This is a genomic window from Yersinia hibernica (assembly GCF_004124235.1).
In the GTDB taxonomy this organism is placed as follows: Bacteria; Pseudomonadota; Gammaproteobacteria; order Enterobacterales; family Enterobacteriaceae; genus Yersinia; species Yersinia hibernica.
The window spans coordinates 1918197-1934590 of sequence record NZ_CP032487.1; the positions used below are offsets into that span (position 1 = coordinate 1918197).

The following is a 16394-nucleotide window of genomic DNA, read 5'->3' on the forward strand; positions in this document are numbered from 1 at the left end:
ATCCTTCTGATTATTGGCTGCAGGCGGTATGCTAATGTGCGTTATAGCGCACAAACAGTCACTCAACATAGCACTGTGCGTTATAGCGCACAATGAAAATCGCAAACCGGGTTTCCAAAGGAGTCAAAATGCAAGAACTCACCCGCCATATTGGCAGTCAGTTGAAAGCCGTTCGGCGTGAACGGGGCTGGAGTTTGAGCCAGACGGCAGCACAGACTGGCGTCAGTAAGGCGATGCTGGGGCAAATTGAGCGCGGCGAATCCAGCCCTACCGTGGCGACACTGTGGAAAATTGCCAGCGGTCTGAATGTCTCTTTTTCGCAGTTCCTTGAAACGCCCCCGGCACAATCTGCGGCGCTGCACCGCCACGGTTTATTGACCACATTCAACAGCGAAAGCGCGGGAATGCGCGTTGTGCCGCTCTTTCCTTATGACGCAACACTGCGTATGGATATGTTTGTTATTGACTTAGAACCGGGGGGATGCAGCGAATCCGCGCCGCACGAAGCGGGGGTTATTGAGCATGTCATCGTGATTGATGGTGAACTGGTGCTGACCGTCGCTGGCGTCACCCGCACACTTAGCGCCGGCGAGGCGCTACGTTTTGCCGCCGATTGCCCGCATGCATATCGCAATGAAAGCAGTAATTCGGTGCGTTTTCACGATTTGATACATTACCCACACAATCGTCCGTAACCGGCATTTATCGCCATAAATTGGCGATAGAGATATTACCTGCCAATTTATGAGCTGGTTTCACCACCAGCTAATGTGAATTTTTTGTGACAGTTGTGTTATCCCCTAGACAGTTTCGCTTAGCTCGCTTAGCTTGGTATTTTCCCCTAAGTTGAAGGTTATATGATGAGCGAAATATCTACCTTAACCATTAAAATCCCTCTGGAATTAAAAGAGAAAGTGAAAGCCGCCGCCTTAGAAAAACAGTTTTCTCTGAGTACCGAAGTCTGCGAAAGATTAGAAAAAAGCTTTGCGGTTGAGGTTAAAAACAGTAAAAGCAGCCGTAAAGATGCCAAACTGCATCACAGCGAGATTGATAACCAAGGGGTAGAAGAGATTTCAGAGCTGCCGTTGAGCCAGAAAGAGTTGAAAAAACTGCGCCAATTACTGAAAGCACCGCAGAAGAAAAAGTAGATTATTGGATCAAAATGCACCGTCTGGCCGTCGGGTGAGTCAATTCACCCGATAGCGCTAATTATCGCGCAAATTATTGCCAGCCTAACTATTGCCCGTCTAACCCTCTGATTGGCTTAACGGATGCCCACGCACGGCATGATGGGCAATGCCAGTAGAGTGAGTGCGCGGTAAAACCACATTTATGGCAGCGATAACGCGGTTTGGTGCGAATTTGCTCCCCGACCATATCGCGCAGCAACAGCAAACTCTCTTTCGCCCGCCCTTCTTCTGCATCAGCCAGGTGATAGTCCATCAATCGATAGAAAACACGCATGGTTGGATGGCGCTGTAACTGGCGATTAATATAGGTTTGTGCCACATCGCGGCCTTCATGCTGCTCAAGAATTTCTGCCAACATCAGTTCAGCCGTCGCGCCGGTATTATCTTCAACACAGCGTTTGAGGAAATTCGCCCAGGCATCAGGTTGTTGTAGATGCTGGTAGCACTCACTCAGCATCGGCAATGCTTCGCTCACCACTTCTTTATCTTGCTCTAACACCCGCTCTAGCGCGTCGACACCTTTGGCATACTCACCCTTGGCCAAATACACCCGGCCTTGCATGATAGACACTCGCGCGCACTGTTTATCGGCGGAGGCCGCTTTCTTCAACAGATTCATCGCCTTATCGAGGTCATCACTGCCCATGGCTTGCAGCGCCAGCTCGCAATAGAAATGAGCAATTTCCAGGCGCTGATTATCTTTGCCCATCTTGACCAGTTTCTCAGCCACTTCAATGGCATTGTTCCAGTCACTGGTCGCCTGATAGATAACTAATAACTGCTGTAAGGCACCGAGCCGAAAATCTTGCTCTTCAACCAATTGGTTGAACATATCTTCCGCTCTGTCATATAAACCCGCCGCCATGTAATCGCGGCCCAGTTGCTGAACCGCCAGCAACCGTTGTTCAAATGTCAGAGAGGCACTTTCCATCAAGGCCTGATGAATGCGGATAGCGCGGTCAACTTCGCCACGCGAGCGGAAAAGATTACCTAACGTCAGATGCGCTTCAACCGTTGAACTGTCTTCTTTCAACATTTCAAGAAACAGGTCAACCGCTTTATCTTGCTGGTTTGAGAGAAGGAAGTTCACCCCTGCCACATATTCACGAGACAGGCGGTTAGCATCCTGCTGCTTATCCTGCTGAGCACTTCTACGGCCCATATACCAACCATAGGCGGCAGCGACTGGTAACAGCAGAAACAGCATTTCTAACATAGAAAATTATTCCTTGCTGACAGCAGGTGTGGCTGCAGTCGCATGAGGGTCCGCCGCTGGCTCTTGCTGTGATTCCAGGCGTTTAATTTTCCGCTCGGCACGGCCCAGTAAGATGCGAACCCGCAGATAAAAAAGCCCACAAATAATCCAGCCCAGTACCAAACCTGCGGCAAAAAGCGTTGCCAACAAAGTCGATACCCGATATTCACCCTGAGCCAATAAATAATTGAAGGTAACGACCTGATCGTTATTTGCTCCGAGCGTGACTGATATCACGAAAATCACGAGCACTAACAAAAAAATCAGCAAATATTTCACATTTTTTCCTAAAGGCCGAATCAACCTGATGAATTATGCCAAAAATGTGGCGTCCTTAGTTAATAAATTAGCACTTCCTTACCCTGCAAAGAAACCCTGCACCAAGATAAAGCGCTGAACCCGAGCTTAATAGAGATTATTTTAAGCAACTTAACGGCGAATAATAGTTAATCGCCTAATTTTCCTTATGCGCGCGTTTTTCAATCTCTTGCTGTTCTGGCGACACAATAGTTAATGGGCCAAACCAGCGCTGCACCCAATTGCATACAATAGCGACCAGTAGCGCACTGAGAACTGTCGCCGCCATCAGATCACCGGGCCAATGCATACCTAAGGCCAGCCGGCTCATCATCACACCCTGCGCCCAAAGCAGCAATAAAATCACCGTTTTATAATGGCGGCGCGGCCATAACAATCCAACCCCCAATAGCGCCCAACTGGCAGCAAAAACAGTATGACCAGAGGGAAAAGCAAAACCGGTTTCAAATTGCCAGTGGCGACTTAACCAAGCTGGGACGGTAGATTGGTTCTCAAGTTGCTGTTTGACTAACGCGCTGCGCTCGGCACGGGGTAAGGAGTAAAAAAAACGATTATCGACATGATGTTCAGCTTCAAGCCACACCACGAAGGGTCGCGGCTCCTGCACTTGCTCTTTAATCAGTGACTTTAGGCCTTGCCCCACCACAATCACCATGCCGAGTATGACTAACAGCCCGATGGCCGGTTTTATCCTAAAACGCAGGCACCACAAAAACCAGCCGCTGAGTAGCACACTGGTCAGCACTCCCCATGGCGCGGTGACAGTTTCAGTCAGCCAAAAAAGCCCTTTTAGCCAGCTTTCACCGCCACCGGGATGCCACTGCCAACCCGAGAGCCAAATGGCAAATGTTGGCAGCAGTAAAATAACTGCCCCCACGGTAATTCGTTTTGCTATATTCCACATCTGAGGCCCTTTCTTGCTGGCAATTCCCACAACATATTACCCATAGTGATAGCACAACTTGCATGAGGGCTATATCTATATAATATAAGCCGCTCTAACCATTGATAATATAGACAAATTTTCGTCACTCGCGAAATAAGTCCCGAATGAACCTTCACACCGGCTTTCTTGCTGCTTTGTTGAACAGCAGCGCGTCAAAAATTATGGCAATATAACTAATAATGATCGCGGAAAATTTTTTATTTAACCTTATCACCTAAAATACAGGGGATAGCGGGTTAAAACGGGCATTCACGGTAGGATATCAATAACCTACTTAAGGGCATGAAGTTATAATATGAACAGTAAGATGCAGCTAAAACGTGTAGCAGAAGCCAAATTACCGACGCCTTGGGGTGATTTTCTGATGGTCGGTTTCGAAGAGTTAGCCTCCGGCCATGACCATCTGGCATTGATATTGGGTGATATTAGCACCGATATGCCAGTGCTCTCGCGGGTTCATTCTGAATGTTTGACCGGTGACGCCCTGTTTAGCCTGCGTTGTGATTGTGGCTTCCAATTAGAGGCGGCACTGGCACATATTGCCGAAGAGGGCCGCGGTGTGCTGATTTACCATCGCCAGGAAGGCCGCAATATTGGTCTGCTGAATAAGATTCGGGCTTATGCATTGCAGGATCTTGGGGCCGATACGGTTGAAGCGAATCATCAGCTCGGTTTCGCCGCTGATGAGCGCGATTTCACCCTGTGTGCTGATATGTATAAGTTATTGGGTGTTAAAGCCGTGCGGCTGTTGACCAACAACCCGAAAAAAGTGGAAATTCTCTCCGAGGCGGGGATCAATATCGTCGAGCGCGTGCCCTTGATTGTCGGGCAAAACCCGAAGAATGAGCAATATATGGCAACCAAAGCCGCCAAAATGGGCCATTTATTGGCCAAGTAATCACTTTAGCTTAGGGTTTATCTCTATAAAAAGGGGGCGGCTGGCCCCCTTTTATCATTACGCAAGTTGATCACTGACACCAATAGTGACACTGTCACTCTATCTTCACAACATTTTGCGGATAACATAATGCAAAATGCCGCCATTCTCGAAGTAAACCAATTCAGTAGCAGTATCTATGCGGCAGAGGGTATCAACATTTTGTTGCCGGCCATCAGCATAGGTTAGAGTCACTGGCACGGTTTGCCCGGGTGACAAACTCTGTAACCCACTGATACTAATAGACTCATCCCCAGTCAGGCCCAATGTTTTGCGATTTACACCTGATGGGAACTCCAGTGGCAGAATGCCCATCCCGATAAGATTTGAGCGGTGAATACGTTCGAAAGATTCGGCAATCACCACTCTCACCCCTAATAATCGCGGCCCTTTAGCCGCCCAGTCCCGGCTGGAACCCGAGCCATACTCCTTACCCGCAATGACGGCTAATGGCACATTTTCCTGCTGATACCGCATGGCTGCATCGTAAATAGCCATCTGATTTTGTGATGGAATATGGCGAGTCATTCCCCCCTCAACACCTGGCACCATTTCATTGCGGATGCGGATATTGGCAAAAGTGCCGCGCATCATCACCTCATGATTGCCCCGGCGGGAACCATAAGAGTTAAACTCTTTAATCTCGACCCCACGATCACGCAAATAGCGGCCTGCGGGGCTGTCGAGCTTGATATTACCGGCCGGTGAAATGTGGTCGGTGGTGACGGAATCTGCCAAAATCGCCAAAATACGTGCATGCTGGATATCCTGAACCGGCTCCGGTAAGGCTTTCATTTCACTGAAGAAAGGTGGCAAGCGGATGTAGGTTGAATCACTCTGCCAGTCATAGGTCGGCGTGCTGTCGACTTGAATCGCCTGCCACTCCTCATCACCATCAAACACGGCAGCATATTCTTTGCGAAACATCTCGGTTTTCACCTCTTCCACCGCTTTGGCGATGTCAAGGCCGCTCGGCCAGATATCTTTCAGATAGACAGGGGCCCCCTCAGGGTCATGGCCCAACGGGTCTTGGCTCAAATTGACATTCATGTTACCAGCCAAGGCATAGGCCACCACCAGCGGCGGTGATGCCAACCAGTTAGTTTTCACCAAGGGATGGATGCGCCCCTCAAAGTTGCGGTTGCCAGACAGCACCGCACCGACGGTTAAATCCCCCTCTTTGATGGCTTTTTCTATTGAGTCCGGTAATGGGCCAGAGTTACCTATACAAGTCGTACAGCCATAGCCCACCAAGTTGAAGCCCAAGCGGTCAAGATAGGGCGTCAAGCCCGCAGAATTAAGATATTCAGTGACTACTTTAGAGCCGGGAGCCAGTGAAGTTTTCACCCAAGGTTTGGTTTTAAGGCCCTTTTCTGCGGCTTTCTTCGCCAGCAAGCCCGCGGCCATCAACACGCTAGGGTTGGAGGTATTGGTACAAGAAGTAATGGCCGCGATGACCACCGCGCCATGTTGTAGCTCGTGGGTTTCGCCGGCCAGAGTGAAGGCAACATGGCTGACTTTGTCTTTTTTGCTGTTGATTTCCAGCTCTTCAAAGGCGCTAAATGCTAACGGCACTTTAGCTAGAGCCACGCGGTCTTGTGGGCGCTTCGGCCCGGCCAAACTGGACTCCACCGTGCTCAAATCCAGTGCTAACTGGCTGGTAAATATCGGCTCATCCCCTGGGTGGCGCCACAATCCTTGCGCTTTACTGTAGTTTTCGACCAAGGCTATCTGTTCGTCGCTACGGCCACTTAAGCGCAGATAACTCAATGTCACATCATCGACCGGGAAGAAGCCGCAGGTCGCGCCATATTCCGGTGACATATTGGCAATAGTGGCCCGATCCGCCAGAGGTAAATCGGCCAATCCATCGCCATAGAACTCGACAAATTTACCCACCACGCCATGTTTTCTCAGCATCTGGGTGACAGTCAACACCAAGTCTGTGGCGGTAATTCCTTCGCGCATCTTGCCGGTCATTTTGAAGCCGACTACATCAGGGATGAGCATCGAGACTGGCTGGCCCAGCATCGCCGCTTCGGCCTCAATACCGCCAACCCCCCAGCCAAGGATCCCCAAGCCGTTAATCATGGTGGTGTGAGAATCCGTCCCCACCAAAGTATCTGGATAGGCAATCTGCTTGCCGCCCTGCTCTTCATGCCACACAGTCTGGCCCAGATATTCCAGGTTCACTTGATGGCAAATCCCCGTCCCCGGCGGCACCACACGAAAACGGCTAAAGGCTTTTTGCCCCCAGCGCAGGAAAATATAGCGCTCGTGGTTGCGCTCCATTTCTAAGCGGACGTTTTCACCAAAGGCCGCTTTATCACCAAATTCATCAACCGTGACCGAGTGGTCGATAACCAAATCCACCGGGGAGAGTGGATTAACCTGCGCAACATCCCCCCCCAGGCGTTTGACCGCTTCGCGCATCGCGGCCAAATCCACCACCGCCGGCACACCGGTAAAATCTTGCATTAATACGCGCGCGGGCCGGTAAGCAATCTCTTTGTCAGCATGCCCGGTCTGTTGCCAGGCAATAATGGCGTTCAGGTCATCCTGCTGAACTTGCTCACCATCGAAGTGGCGCAGTAAATTTTCCAATAACACTTTCAGTGATTTCGGCAGTCGGTCGATATCCCCCAGCACTGCCGCCAGTTGCGGCAGGCTGTAATAGTGATATTCGTGATTGAGGGCGACCAACTTGGCCATACTCGTTTTCCGCAGATCCAACGACATAGCGCCTCCATGATTTCTTATAGTGTTCTAAACAACTGTCATCTCAACAAGGCTATTCCCTTGAAATTATGAGGTCTAGATTAAATATAACACAAAGAAACATTAACATTTTGGCAACAATGCGATTACTGTGATAGATGGCCTATATACTGTTTTATTTGAACAAATCATAACGGGTAGTTAAAGCATCATGATATCCGTCCGAATACCCATTATCGTAAATTATCTTCATATCTACTTCTGCACATTCCTGAGGTATATCATCCTCAATATAAATACCTTCAGGTTCAAAATTACTTTCTAGTATCATCGACCCAAACTGCGCTTCGGTTAAATTTTCAAATGGTGGAACCCATATGTCATATTTACCGGCTGCAGACGATACAGCATTCGCAATAGTATCAGAGTTGAGAGTGAATAACGCTTTAAACCACTCTAAAATCATTTTTATTATACCGTTGCGGTTAACGTCACTTCTTAATTCGCTAGAACACTGGTTCTCAAATTTAAAAGAAACGCGCGATTTCTCTTCATTTAACTCAAAGTTTTTACCTAAAAACAGCTGACAATCCAATGTGAATAAAGGTTGGAACCCATCGTTATAAGGTACTGAATAGTGCATTTCAAGTCCATGATGTCTATCTGGCTTAAATTCCATTGAAATATCATCATGATGTAAATAAGGATGCCCTCTTTTGGCATGTTCAAGAGCCACTGTTGCCATGGAGTATTTACTCAATAAATTCAGTACAGCAACTCTTCGGTCATCTTCCTCTTTATTCCCTGCCTCTAACCAACCGATATCGACTAATTTCTCTAACACTTCACTAATATTTCTATAGCCTGTCAAACGCCCTTCAATATGAAATTGAGTTTTTTCAACAGGGGCATTTTGAGCCTCTAATGCACTAACTGTATTAGTCAGCCCCAGAGACTCTATTGGGTAAGATATTCTATTCATTTATTCCTCTTAACTATGTTTATATAAAAACCAAGATTCCATATCAATAAAATATCAAATTAATTTTAAATTATCTTTTGAATTTACACTTGTTATTTTTGTTATTGAAATACCCCCCCCAGATAAGGTAATTAAATTATTTTAAGTAAATGTAATTTGAATATCATGCTGTATTTTTATACAGTCCAAGTCATGCATTGTGTTAATAAAACACAATATCAGGTATATCCTATGAACAAAATGAGATTAAATAATGTCAAAAAATAAAAAGAAAACATCAGCATCAGTAGCCACGCAGGCAGCAAGAATACTCAAAGACCCTAATTCTTCCGCGATTGAAAAAAGTCTGGCTGGCTCGGCACTCTCTCAATCTAGCACCGACAACCAAACCGGTGCGCATATGGAGGATGTCGCGGCACAAGTACTGGCAAACCCTGAATCCAGTGAGAAAACCAAAACACTGGCCGGGTCGGTACTCGCTCAGGCTAATAAAAAACGCTAATTAGGCAAAAGCCCCTTTACAGGGGCTTTTTTAGCTGCACGCAAGAAGTTACTTAGTTGGCAGTTTAATATCTTTAAACATCGCCTCGATATCTTCATTTGAGCGCAACGCAACCGCTTTATCCACGACATCGCGCGTCAGATGCGGCGCAAAACGTAGAATAAAATCATACATATAGCTACGTAGGAAGGTACTGCGGCGGAAACCTATTTTAGTGGTGCTGTAGGTAAAGATATCGCGCGCATCCACCGTTACCAGGTCAGGGTCTTGAATAGGGTCAACTGCCATGCTGGCAATAACCCCAACACCCAGTCCTAATCTGACATAAGTTTTAATCACGTCCGCATCTGTTGCAGTAAAGACAATGCGAGGCGTCAGACCCGCCCGGTTAAACGCGGTATCCAGTTCAGAACGCCCGGTGAAACCAAAGGTATAGGTCACAATAGGATAGGCGGCTAATTCTTCGATGCTGACATGGGCTTTACCGGCTAATGGGTGATCGGGCTTCACCACCACCGCGCGATTCCAGTGATAGCACGGCAACATAATCAGGTCGTCGTACAAATGCAGCGCTTCGGTTGCGATGGCAAAGTCAGCACTGCCTTTGGAAACCGCTTCTGCAATTTGTGTGGGTGACCCTTGGTGCATATGCAAAGAGACACGCGGGTAGCGCTCGATAAAGCCTTTAATCACATTAGGCAATGCATAACGCGCTTGAGTATGAGTCGTTGCGACATACAAAGAACCTTTATCAGGATAAGTATGTTCACCGGCAACTGCTTTGATGGCATCAACTTTTGATAATACTTCACGAGCAATACGAATGATTTCCAGCCCGGCGGGAGTGACCTGAGTAAGGTGTTTACCACTGCGGGCAAAAATCTGGATACCCAGCTCATCTTCCAGCATTCGCACCTGTTTACTGATCCCAGGTTGGGAGGTGTACAGGCCCTCAGCGGTAGATGATACGTTAAGGTTATGATTGACCACCTCAACAATATAGCGGAGCTGCTGCAATTTCATATCTATACCATCCTAGGTTAAACACTGCGGGAAAAAACCACCGCTTGGTATATCGGTATCACCCGGTATGCCGAGAAGTTATTAACTGAAACCCATAACTGCATGATGCCAAAGTGGTCAGTATTGACCTTATAATAACATTAGGTGATAAAAAAATATTTTATATAACCACTATATCATTTCATCAGAAACTGTATACACCTTCTCACGTGACATTGCAGCGCTATTGGCGGTTTTTTTTCGCCTAACTCACTGATTCGCATCCATGTGTATACCGCGCTATTAACAAACCTTAGCTATCGAGTATTAGCCTAAAATAATCGTGTTTTTGATAAATGCAGACAGCCGCTAAAGATTGATAGTATCAACGGATTGACCAAGACTATAAAGCACTTGGATAAATTAGCCCAATAAAAAAACCAGCCATTAAGGCTGGTTTCAATTGCACAACTCAGTGCTTCACTTAGCTTTAATCACAGTTAAGCAAGTGAAATGCTGCCGCTGGCTCAGTAAGGCACTTACTTTTTAGCTTCAACCCATTTGCCGTCGATATAGAAAGCAGACCAACCGGTGGCTTTGCCATCTTTCTCTGACGAAACATACTGTTGCTTGGTTTTACGGCTAAAGCGCACCATGGTTTTATTACCCTCTTTATCCGTCACTGGCGCATCAGCCAGATAACGTAATTTCTCAGGTAATCTATCCTTGAAACGCACCAACTCTTCTACCAATGGCGCACGGGTTTCGCGCGATTTAGGGAAGGTATTGGCCGCCAGGAATACGCCAGCTGCGCCATCTCGCAACACAAAATAGGCATCAGACTTTTCACAAGGCAACTCTGGCAACGGCACCGGATCCTCTTTCGGAGGAGCGACTTCACCACTGCGCAAGATTTTACGGGTATTCTTACACTCATCGTTAGTGCAACCCATGTACTTGCCAAAACGCCCCATTTTCAGGTGCATTTCAGAGCCACATTTCTCGCACTCCACAATCGGGCCTTCATACCCTTTGATGCGGAATTCGCCCTCTTCTATCTCATAACCATCACAGGCTGGGTTATTACCACAAACATGCAATTTACGTTGATTATCAATAAGATAGCTATCCATTGCCGTGCCGCATTTCTGACAACGACGGCGGGCGCGCAATGCGTTAGTTTCTGCATCATCACCTTCCAGGATATTGAGAATTTCAGTTTCCGGCACCAGATTGATGGTGGTTTTGCAACGTTCTTTCGGGGGTAATGCATAGCCCGAACACCCTAAGAACACACCGGTGCTGGCGGTACGAATCCCCATTGGACGGCCACAGGTTGGGCAATCAATGCTGGTCATCACCATCTGATTTGGGCGCATACCGCCCTCTTCAGGATCTTTTTCAGCTTTTTCAAGTTGCTCGCTGAATTCGGCGAAGAAGCCATCCAACACCGCTTTCCACTCAGCCTGATCATTAGCCACCTGATCCAGACCACTTTCCATGCGCGCGGTGAAGTCGTAATTCATCAGCTCGCGGAAGTTTTCTTCCAAACGGTCAGTGACAATCTCACCCATTTTCTCGGCATAGAAACGACGGTTTTCGACCCGGACATAACCGCGGTCTTGAATGGTCGAAATAATCGATGCATAGGTAGATGGGCGGCCAATGCCACGTTTTTCCAACTCTTTCACCAATGATGCTTCACTGTAACGCGCCGGTGGCTTGGTGAAGTGTTGGCTGGGGATAAGCTTTTGTAAATCCAACTCACTGCCCACTTCAATCACTGGCAGAGTCCGGTCTTCATCGCCTTTACGCAGGGCGGGCATCACCTTCGTCCAACCATCGAATCGCAAGGTTCGGCCTTTCGCCCGCAGTTGGAAATCACCCGCCTGCACCGTCAAGGTGGTCGAATCATATTTGGCCGGTGTCATCTGACAGGCCACAAACTGACGCCAAATCAGCTGATACAGCTTCTGGGCATCGGCTTCCATATCTTTTAACTGCTCAGCCAGCACATTCACATCAGATGGGCGAATAGCTTCATGCGCTTCTTGTGAATTCTCTTTGCTGCTGTATTGGTTAGGTGCAGATGGCAAGTATTTATCGCCAAAATTATCACCAATATATCCGCGCACCATGGTCAAAGCATCCTGACTCAGGTTGGTGGAGTCAGTACGCATATAAGTGATATGGCCCGCTTCATACAAGCGCTGCGCCATCATCATGGTTTTCTTCACACCAAAGCTCAGGCGGGTACTGGCAGCCTGCTGCAAGGTTGAAGTAATGAACGGCGCACCCGGCTTGCTGCTGGTCGGTTTGTCTTCACGATCCAGCACTTTATAGCGGGCGTTTTCCAGCAGCTTCAGCGCAGCGTGAGTTTGCTCGCGATTGACGGGTTTAAACGGTTTATCGTGCGCATGGGTGACTTCCATTTGAATAGGAACTTCACCTTTTGCCAGCAAATCAGCATGCAGCTCCCAATACTCTTCAGGAACGAATGCTTTAATATCCCGCTCGCGTTCAACCACTAAACGCACGGCAACCGACTGCACACGCCCTGCGGACAGGCCACGGGCAATCTTTTTCCACAACAGCGGAGAAACCATATAGCCCACAACCCGGTCCATAAAGCGACGAGCTTGCTGGGCATTCACCCGGTTAATGTTCAATTCACCCGGTTGATTAAAAGCCTGTTGGATAGCATTTTGGGTGATTTCGTTAAATACCACACGGCTAAAACGCTGGTCATCACCACCAATCACTTCCCGCAAATGCCAGGCAATCGCCTCACCTTCGCGGTCAAGGTCGGTTGCGAGATAGATGTGGTCAGCGTTTTCGGCTAATGCTTTCAGCTCGGCAACCACTTTTTCTTTGCCGGGCAAAATTTCATACTGCGCTTTCCAGCCATGATAAGGATCGACACCCATGCGGTTAACTAATGCAACCTTTTCGTCTTTCTTTACTTTAGTTTTGGGTTTGTCGGCTTTCTTGGCTTTATCTTCAGTTGAGTTAGCGCTCTTCTTACTGGCTGAGCCACTGGTCGGTAAATCACGAATGTGACCGACACTGGACTTAACCACGTAGTTATTCCCTAAATATTTATTAATAGTTTTGGCTTTTGCCGGGGACTCAACTATTACGAGAGCTTTACCCATAATTACCTTTACCTAAATTATTTCTTCTAAAAGAAGGTTTTTATCTTGCCGTACCGCGGCATTCTGCATCTCTTTTTTATATTGCGGTACTTTTTCAGGATATCAACCTGTTTTTTTTGAGCAAAGCCCTAAAAGCACTTTGCGAAGTTCAGTTGACCATCCTCAAAATCTTCGCCTGCACCCAGAGCAACAGCCGTAAACTCTGCCTTATGGCGTCAACAAAACCTTCCACCTAATAGTATAAAATCCCACACTCTACCTGATAAAAAGCGACGCGCAACCTAATTAGCTCGGAATCTGAATTTATCCAATAGTGATGACAAAGCCATCAATGACTCGAATAAACCTTAGTCGGTTTGCGAACAAATGCTAACCCGCAGTACAATGGATAAGAGAAATTACCTTGTTCTGAGGAAATATGATTGTGGTGAGGAAATATAATGATTGGAAACACAACACCTATTGAGCGTAATAAATTATTGGCAGAAGCCAATGAGATTATTCGTCAACATGAAGATTATCTGCAGGGTATGAAAGCAACAGAGGTTGAGCAAAAAGGCCCGGTATTAGTCTTTCGCGGCGAGTTTTTCCTCGATGACGCGGGGCTACCCACCGCAAAAACCACCGCGGTATTTAATATGTTCAAACATCTCGCGCATGTTTTATCTGCCAAATATCATTTAATCGATTAATTGCAGATTATTCGCTTTTGCAGCGCCCTCTTTTAGCCAGTGCGCAAAAAGGAACAGGGGGCCAAGCCCCCTGCTGTTATCGCGCCAAATTCGGATTACATTGGATTATAACAAAGGTTTCTCACCGCGTTGCCACCAGCGTAATAGTAGACGGTCAACACTTTCTGCGGCACTCCCTGTAAAGCGATCCATCAGACGTTTGCGGCGGGTATAACGCACGCCAATAACTTCGTGATTATCCATTTCAGCAATCAGTAAATCATCGCTAGTACCGATGGCATCAACCAAACCTTTTTCTTTGGCTTGGGTACCAAACCAATGTTCGCCGGTGGCGACAGCATCAATATCTAAAGAAGGCCGTTGTTGCTGGACGAACTGTTTGAACAATAGATGCGTTTCATTCAGATCTTCCCGGAATTTTTCGCGACCTTGCTCCGTATTTTCACCAAACAGTGTCAGAGTGCGTTTAAATTCACCGGCGGTGTGTAACTCGACATCAATATCGTTCTTTTTCAGTAAACGATGGAAGTTAGGTATTTGAGCCACCACGCCGATCGAGCCGATAATAGCGAAAGGTGCGCTAATGATGCGGTCCGCCACACACGCCATCATGTAGCCGCCACTGGCGGCAACTTTATCTACCGCCACGGTGAGGCGAATACCTTTATGGCGCAGGCGCTCCAATTGTGACGCCGCCAGGCCATAGCCGTGGACCACACCACCCGGGCTTTCCAGCCTTAACAACACTTCATCCTGGGCTGTGGCCACTGCCAGCACCGCTGAAATTTCTTCACGTAATAAAGTGACTTCATGGGCATCAATACTTCCTTTGAAGTCAATAACATACAAACAAGGCTTAACCGCAGCTACCGCGCCCGCTTTTGCCCGCTGCTTTTTAAGTTTTTGATCCGATTTTTGCTGCTTTTTAAACTCTTTACTCCAGGCTTTTTGCTCCGCATGACTCATGCGCGCCAAGCGCATTTCACGCTGCATTTCCTTATATTGCTCACCCAGGTCAACCAGATTGAGTTCTCCCCGTTGCCCTTGTTTCCTCATTCCTTGGCTGACAACCAACAATACTATCGCAGCAATCGCAACCACGATGGTCACCACTTTAGCGAGAAACAGTCCGTACAGAGAAAATAACTCCACAAATACCGCCTTTATTCATCTGCTATTAAAGAGATATATGCATTCTAGCGAACCCGCAGGCCGCCGTCTTGCGCAAATGAAGAATTGCATTGGTTTCGCTTAAATATAAGAATATAAGAGATATCGCGGCATATATGAGTAAAACTTCCGCCGCCAGTAAAAGGAATAATTATGCATTACCAACCCAAACATGACCTGCTCAATAATCGCACTATCTTAGTGACAGGTGCTGGTGATGGCATTGGTCGCGAAGCGGCGCTGACTTACGCACGTTTTGGTGCCCGTGTGATTCTGGTGGGTAGAACAGAAAGCAAATTAGTGGCCGTGCAGCAGCAGATTGGCGAAGCAGGAGGCCACCCGGCCTTGGTTCTGGTGTTAGACCTCCTGCACGCAACACCGCAAGATTGCCAACAATTGGCGCAAACTCTCAGCAGCCAAATATCTCATTTAGACGGCGTGCTGCACAATGCCGGCTTATTGGGTGAGATAGTCCCCATGAGCGCTCAAAATATCGCGGTCTGGCAAGATGTTATGCAAGTGAATGTCAATGCGACTTTCATGCTTACCCAAGCATTATTGCCATTGCTGCTAAAATCGCCCAGCGCCTCTTTGGTTTTCACCAGTTCCAGTGTTGGCCGTCAAGGGCGCGCTGAATGGGGCGCTTATGCCGTGTCAAAATTTGCCACCGAGGGCATGATGCAGGTGCTTGCTGAGGAATATAAGCAGAGTAACCTGAGGGTAAATTGTATTAATCCCGGTGGAACCCGTACTCAAATGCGCGCCAACGCTTTCCCTGACGAAAACGCGGATAAGTTAAAAACACCGGCAGATATTATGCCGCTGTATCTCTACCTGATGGGCGATGATAGCCGCAGAAAGACAGGAATGAGCTTCGATGCACAACCCGGCCGTAAAGCCGGCCCCGCAGAATAAAGGAAGGTTTTATGTCTGAAGAACGCCACCAACAGCGTCAACAAAAAATAAAAGAAAAGGTTGAATCACGGGTTGCCGCCGCACAAGAAATCCGCGGCATCTTGATTGTTTTTACCGGCAATGGCAAAGGCAAAACTACGGCGGCATTTGGCACAGTGACTCGCGCGGTGGGCCATGGTCTGAAAGCAGGTGTGATACAGTTTATTAAAGGTGAATGGCCGAACGGCGAGAAAAATCTGCTGCAACAACATGGTGTTGAATTTCAGGTCATGGCTACGGGTTTTACCTGGAATACACAAAATAGAGAAACCGATACTGCCGCCTGCCAGCAGGTATGGCAACACGCGCTGCGCATGTTAGCTGACCCGACGTTAGATTTAGTGGTGCTGGATGAACTGACTTATATGGTGGCTTATGATTATCTGTCGCTGGCTGAAGTGGTCAATGCGCTACAACAGCGCCCAGCCCATCAAACTGTCATTATAACTGGCCGTGGTTGTCATCGGGACTTGCTCGAAATGGCGGATACAGTGAGTGAATTGCGCCCAGTGAAACATGCTTTTGATGCTGGGGTGAAGGCACAACAAGGTATTGACTGGTAATTATTCAATT

Annotated in this window: 15 protein-coding genes; 7 read left to right on the forward strand and 8 right to left on the reverse strand. The window is 47.7% G+C overall.

Going from position 1 to position 16394, the window contains the following annotated elements; genetic code table 11:
• The first annotated feature begins 128 nt into the window (after positions 1-128).
• Entirely contained in the window at positions 129-695 is a 567-nt protein-coding gene (locus D5F51_RS09010) for a helix-turn-helix domain-containing protein (protein WP_129196269.1), read from the forward strand.
• A 165-nt stretch (positions 696-860) separates the two neighbouring features.
• On the forward strand, positions 861-1148 hold the full coding sequence (locus tag D5F51_RS09015) for a hypothetical protein (protein WP_025378196.1): 288 nt from the start codon (positions 861-863) through the stop codon (positions 1146-1148).
• An 88-nt stretch (positions 1149-1236) separates the two neighbouring features.
• Here D5F51_RS09015 and lapB read toward each other — a convergent pair whose 3' ends face one another.
• The 3 genes from lapB to pgpB form a co-directional block, all read right to left on the reverse strand.
• Complete coding sequence (gene lapB, locus D5F51_RS09020) at positions 1237-2406, reverse strand: lipopolysaccharide assembly protein LapB (protein ID WP_025378195.1); 1170 nt, start codon at positions 2404-2406, stop codon at positions 1237-1239.
• 6 nt (positions 2407-2412) lie between these two features.
• Positions 2413-2724, reverse strand: a complete 312-nt coding sequence (locus D5F51_RS09025; protein ID WP_025378194.1) for a LapA family protein — start codon at positions 2722-2724, stop codon at positions 2413-2415.
• A 175-nt stretch (positions 2725-2899) separates the two neighbouring features.
• Positions 2900-3667 carry a phosphatidylglycerophosphatase B gene (pgpB, locus tag D5F51_RS09030; protein WP_129196271.1) on the reverse strand — a complete coding sequence of 256 codons (768 nt, stop codon included), beginning with the start codon at positions 3665-3667 and terminating at the stop codon, positions 2900-2902.
• A 349-nt stretch (positions 3668-4016) separates the two neighbouring features.
• Between pgpB and ribA the strand changes: the two genes are divergently transcribed.
• Complete coding sequence (gene ribA / locus D5F51_RS09035) at positions 4017-4607, forward strand: GTP cyclohydrolase II (protein ID WP_087768986.1); 591 nt, start codon at positions 4017-4019, stop codon at positions 4605-4607.
• Between the two features lie 105 nt (positions 4608-4712).
• Here ribA and acnA read toward each other — a convergent pair whose 3' ends face one another.
• Positions 4713-7385 (reverse strand): aconitate hydratase AcnA, encoded by a 2673-nt coding sequence (gene acnA / locus D5F51_RS09040; protein ID WP_129196273.1) that lies wholly within the window; start codon positions 7383-7385, stop codon positions 4713-4715.
• A 154-nt stretch (positions 7386-7539) separates the two neighbouring features.
• The gene (locus D5F51_RS09045) at positions 7540-8346 is read right to left on the reverse strand and encodes a hypothetical protein (RefSeq protein ID WP_129196275.1); all 807 of its coding nucleotides are present in this window, start codon (positions 8344-8346) and stop codon (positions 7540-7542) included.
• Between the two features lie 253 nt (positions 8347-8599).
• On the opposite strand from D5F51_RS09045, the gene D5F51_RS09050 reads away from it, so the two are divergent.
• Positions 8600-8848 carry a hypothetical protein gene (locus D5F51_RS09050; RefSeq protein WP_087768978.1) on the forward strand — a complete coding sequence of 83 codons (249 nt, stop codon included), beginning with the start codon at positions 8600-8602 and terminating at the stop codon, positions 8846-8848.
• Between the two features lie 48 nt (positions 8849-8896).
• Here the strand turns inward: D5F51_RS09050 and cysB are convergent, their stop codons facing one another.
• Positions 8897-9871 carry an HTH-type transcriptional regulator CysB gene (gene cysB / locus D5F51_RS09055; RefSeq protein ID WP_005165856.1) on the reverse strand — a complete coding sequence of 325 codons (975 nt, stop codon included), beginning with the start codon at positions 9869-9871 and terminating at the stop codon, positions 8897-8899.
• 518 nt (positions 9872-10389) lie between these two features.
• On the reverse strand, positions 10390-13005 hold the full coding sequence (topA, locus tag D5F51_RS09060) for a type I DNA topoisomerase (RefSeq protein WP_087768977.1): 2616 nt from the start codon (positions 13003-13005) through the stop codon (positions 10390-10392).
• Between the two features lie 440 nt (positions 13006-13445).
• On the opposite strand from topA, the gene D5F51_RS09070 reads away from it, so the two are divergent.
• Positions 13446-13697, forward strand: coding sequence for a YciN family protein (locus D5F51_RS09070; protein WP_025378186.1), 252 nt, complete (start codon positions 13446-13448; stop codon positions 13695-13697).
• Positions 13698-13802: 105 nt separating this feature from the next.
• Here D5F51_RS09070 and sohB read toward each other — a convergent pair whose 3' ends face one another.
• Entirely contained in the window at positions 13803-14849 is a 1047-nt protein-coding gene (gene sohB / locus D5F51_RS09075) for a protease SohB (RefSeq protein WP_129196277.1), read from the reverse strand.
• Positions 14850-15020: 171 nt separating this feature from the next.
• Here sohB and D5F51_RS09080 point away from each other — a divergent pair, with 171 nt between their 5' ends.
• Together D5F51_RS09080 and cobO are read left to right on the forward strand one after the other, a co-directional pair.
• Positions 15021-15782, forward strand: a complete 762-nt coding sequence (locus D5F51_RS09080) for a YciK family oxidoreductase (protein WP_025378184.1) — start codon at positions 15021-15023, stop codon at positions 15780-15782.
• 11 nt (positions 15783-15793) lie between these two features.
• Entirely contained in the window at positions 15794-16384 is a 591-nt protein-coding gene (gene cobO, locus D5F51_RS09085) for a cob(I)yrinic acid a,c-diamide adenosyltransferase (RefSeq protein ID WP_129196279.1), read from the forward strand.
• The last annotated feature ends 10 nt before the right edge of the window (positions 16385-16394 follow it).